The following is a 4,001-nucleotide window of genomic DNA, read 5'->3' on the forward strand; positions in this document are numbered from 1 at the left end:
GCTTTATGTGAAAATGCATGAGCACTCGCGTGCCAGTCATCTGATAACCAAATACTATCAGCGGGTATAAGATTATTAATTTTTTGCAAACAATTATCTGCAATAAAACATAGGTTATACTCCCAAAGTAAAATTGGACTCGAAGCGTACTTCTCTATATTTGAAGAGTCTATCACTAGGATACGTTCATATTCTTCGTCTATTTTTACTCTTTGCGTAAGCTCGATCTTTAAGGCTTTAGCTTCTTGTGGTGAAATCGTTTTTATTAATTGATTTGAATATGCATGATGGTTTTTCTGCCCTGCTCTTAACGTTTCCAGTAAAAAGCATGCTGTTTGCAAGTTTTTATCTAACGATTGCGAAGCATGCCCTCTTCTACCCGGCTTTAATATAAGGTTTTCGAGGTTTGAGACTATCTGTTCTCTATCGGTAAATGGGGAGAGTTGACGGATATCTCCAACTAAGATGTGTTTAGCCGCATAGCGGGCGGGTACCAAAAATTCCTGAAAAGGGGTTTTACTGCACTCGTCTATGATCATCACATCGAAAGCTGGCTCATAAAGAGGTAAATTGACCTCTTTATCATTAAATAATCTCATTATACCTATAGTGGTCCCACAAATGAGATTAGCGCTATCAACTAATATTTGTTTACTGGTATTTTCACTTTGAATCAAATTATCAAATTATCAAATTGGTAGTGTTCAAGTCCTTGAGCGTTATGAGCATCCCCTATTCTAAGAGCAAACACTTCATTATCAAGTTCTTTATTGTCTATACGCTCTAGAACATTATTTATTGCAGCATGAGTTGAAGCTGTCAAAAGTATTTTTTTACCTTGACGAACTAACTGAACAATAAGCTCTAAAATGGATGTTGTTTTTCCTGTACCAGGCGGGCCATCAAGAATTGCAAAATCAGGGGTAGCCAATGCTTTCTGAACAAAATCTCGCTGTTCTAGACACCCTTTAAAGCGAATATCCGTCAGGATTTTCCATTTGTCCTGTTCAAGGGGCTCCGACTCTGTATGCTGCCAAGGTTTACTTGTTTGGTCTTTAAATAAATTCAATAACCCATCATGCCCTGAGTGAGGAGCAGATGTCAGAGCTGATATAGCATCTTGTTGCTTGAGTAATTGAGAGATATCAGCTTTGGCCTTTATAGTTTTATATAAAGGTAAAACGCTTTGCTGTTTAGTTTGTTTTGATTTAGCCAGTAATAACTGTTTCTCTTCACTATTACTTTTTATTACGTGAAAAGCCTCCCGATTGTTATTCTGATTAGATTCCAAAATAATCGCATTTTCACTAAAAAAATAATCGAGCACAGACAGGCCGCTATCATCGTTATTTATAGGTTCAATTAGCTGTATCCACTGGTCTTTAGTATTTTCTTCCTTAATATCAAATTCAAGATCTGGATAAGTACCTAAACTGCAGTGGCTTAATTTTGTTACGTTGCTATGTTGTGCGGTAATAGTGACGTTGTTATTGTTTAAAGAGAACTCCCAATCACTTTGTTTTAATGGTTTCCCTTTACTATCAAATAAGCTCTCAACCGTTAAATTCTTAAGTTCACGTGCGGTGATATCTTCAATTTTTGCGCAATCATAATTAGGCGTCTTCGTTGAAAGCACTAACCAGTTAGCAACGTCCTTTTTTACATGAGTTGCCAATTTGGAATCCGAAAAAGTTTTTATAGTCTCAAACTTTACGGTTAAATTATTGAGTTTGGCTGTACCTTCTTTTTCATTTAACTGCCCAAACAGATCAATAACTAAATCATTACAAGTATCGATACTGTACCTTTTTTCATCCACTATCACTACATCTGTGTTTATAACAGTAAGGCTCAAGGGTACTAATGTAATTGTATAACCTAACCAAACTATTGAAGTAATAACTTCACTATATTCTATTTTAATTTCATAAAAATCATTATGCACTCTGGAATCAGTTACTTTAATTTTTCGACTTTTTTTACCTTTACCGATTGTTACGGGCTCATCAAGGTCGACCTCAAAATCATCATCCAAGTCAGCGTTATTTAATCTATACCAATCTTTATCTGGGTTGATTAAACGAATACGAGTAAGAGGTACTATTTGATATATATTTTGCTTTGGTTTGATGTTAAATTGCTGTTGGGCAAGAGCTTCCCATTCACATGTAACTTCTTTATCTTTAAACGCTGTAATACTGTTAGATAAATAATTGCGAAAAGGGGTTAAGCCATTCAACACGTTGTCCTGTAATTTTAACGACTTAGACTCATCACCGCAAAGTGATAGATAAAATGGATTCATGGTAGGCTACTCGAAAGGATTTTCTATTTCAGATTTTAAGCGAGTCATTGATTTTAATTTATCAGTGATTACTTCTGGTTTTTGTGAGCTTGCTCGCACTGCTCGCCCTTTGACCCAAGAACGTGTTTTATCGATCAATTCGTGCATAGTCATTGATATAGGCGTAGTTACTGCAATTGCTGATTTTATATGCTCAAAGTTAATATCAATGCCATCATCAAAGGCCATAAACAAAGCCTCTTTAATCACTTCTTCTAACTCAGCCCCAGTAAAGCCGAGTGTTAGTTGAGCCACTTCTTTTATTTCCACTGCACTTAAATTATCTTCTCTGCTTCGTTTTTTTAAATGAACATTAAGGATATCTTCCCGCTCTTGCTCAGTAGGTAGATCAACAAAGAAAATTTCATCAACACGTCCTTTTCTAAGTAACTCTGGGGGCAACTGCGCAATATTGTTAGCTGTCGCAACAACAAATACAGGCTTTTTCTTTTCTTGCATCCAAGTCAAGAAGCTACCAAGTACTCGCGCTGTAGTGCCTCCATCTGATGAACCTGAACTTTGAATACCTGATAACCCTTTTTCAATTTCATCTATCCATAGAATACTGGGAGATAGTGTCTCTGCTAACTGCAATGCTTCACGCATATTCGATTCTGATTGACCTACGATACCGCCAAATATTTTGCCAATGTCTAATCGTAGTAAAGGTAATTGCCAGGCATTCGCTATTGCTTTAGCTGCTAAGCTTTTACCTGTACCAGGCAAACCTAATAAAAGTAAGCCTCTTGGCTCCTCTAAACCAAACTCTTTTGCGCTTTCACCAAAGGCAAGCTTTCTTCGTTTAAGCCATTTTTTTAGGCTGTCCAGACCACCAATATCATCCAACGTAGCACTTGGATGAAAATACTCTAAGTGGCCTTGCTTTCTTATGACTTGTTCTTTTTCTCGAACAATGCTTGAAATATCAAGTTCATTTAATCGCTCCTTCTCACAAGCAATTTTCGCAAATGCTAACTGCGCTTCACTTGTAGATAACCCCAATGCTGAATTAAGAAACTCAGTACTGAAAGAGCAATCTCGCTCATCTAACTCAAACTTTTGTTTAGCTTGTTCTGCGAGCTTTTTTAGTTCTGATAGATTAGGCAAAGGCATTTCAAAAACTTGGGTATCTTTTACCAACTCAGTAGGTAAATCAAAAACGGGTTGTGACATGATTATAGTCACTTTATCTATTCGTCGACCAGCAACTGCTACAGCAAAACTTCGTAAACGCGAAATATTTTTATGATCAAATGTGCCTATGTGAGGATGAAAGTCCTCAAGGAGTAAAATACAGTTAACAGGTGTGGGTAAGTCATCTTGATTATCACCGATTACCCACTCAAGTACTTCGGAGGGGGTATCTACATCTTCCATTAGCTCTTGTTGGCTAATCCCTCTTCTTAAACCTTTACAGCTATCCCAAATGAAAGTTTCTAGACTTAATATATCAGCAATTGAGTTAACTGCGGCCCTAATTCGAAGGGTATCATGACTAATAATTTGTATAAGAGGTGCACCGGCTTTCACAGCAAGTGTTATTTTTTTTTTGAAATCCATAACTATCCATACAGCATAAAAAGATAAGTTTTTTAGCCAAGTAATATTCCTATTTCCATTTGGCCTTCAGAAAAAGTACTAAACTCTTAATAACTAT

Annotated in this window: 3 protein-coding genes; all 3 read right to left on the bottom strand. The window is 36.6% G+C overall.

Features of this window, described 5'->3' with window-relative positions; translation table 11 throughout:
• A partial coding sequence (locus H5072_RS13485) for an AAA domain-containing protein (RefSeq protein WP_220488631.1) occupies positions 1-677 on the bottom strand: 677 nt, incomplete at its 3' end.
• Positions 674-2,305, bottom strand: a complete 1,632-nt coding sequence (locus tag H5072_RS13490; RefSeq protein WP_182693808.1) for an AAA domain-containing protein — start codon at positions 2,303-2,305, stop codon at positions 674-676. The genes H5072_RS13485 and H5072_RS13490, both read right to left, overlap by 4 nt.
• Before the next feature lie 6 nt (positions 2,306-2,311).
• Entirely contained in the window at positions 2,312-3,904 is a 1,593-nt protein-coding gene (locus H5072_RS13495) for an AAA family ATPase (RefSeq protein ID WP_182693809.1), read from the bottom strand.
• Between the last annotated feature and the right edge of the window lie 97 nt (positions 3,905-4,001).

It is taken from the genome of Pseudoalteromonas sp. SR45-5 (genome assembly GCF_014163565.1).
Lineage (GTDB): Bacteria > Pseudomonadota > Gammaproteobacteria > Enterobacterales > Alteromonadaceae > Pseudoalteromonas > Pseudoalteromonas distincta.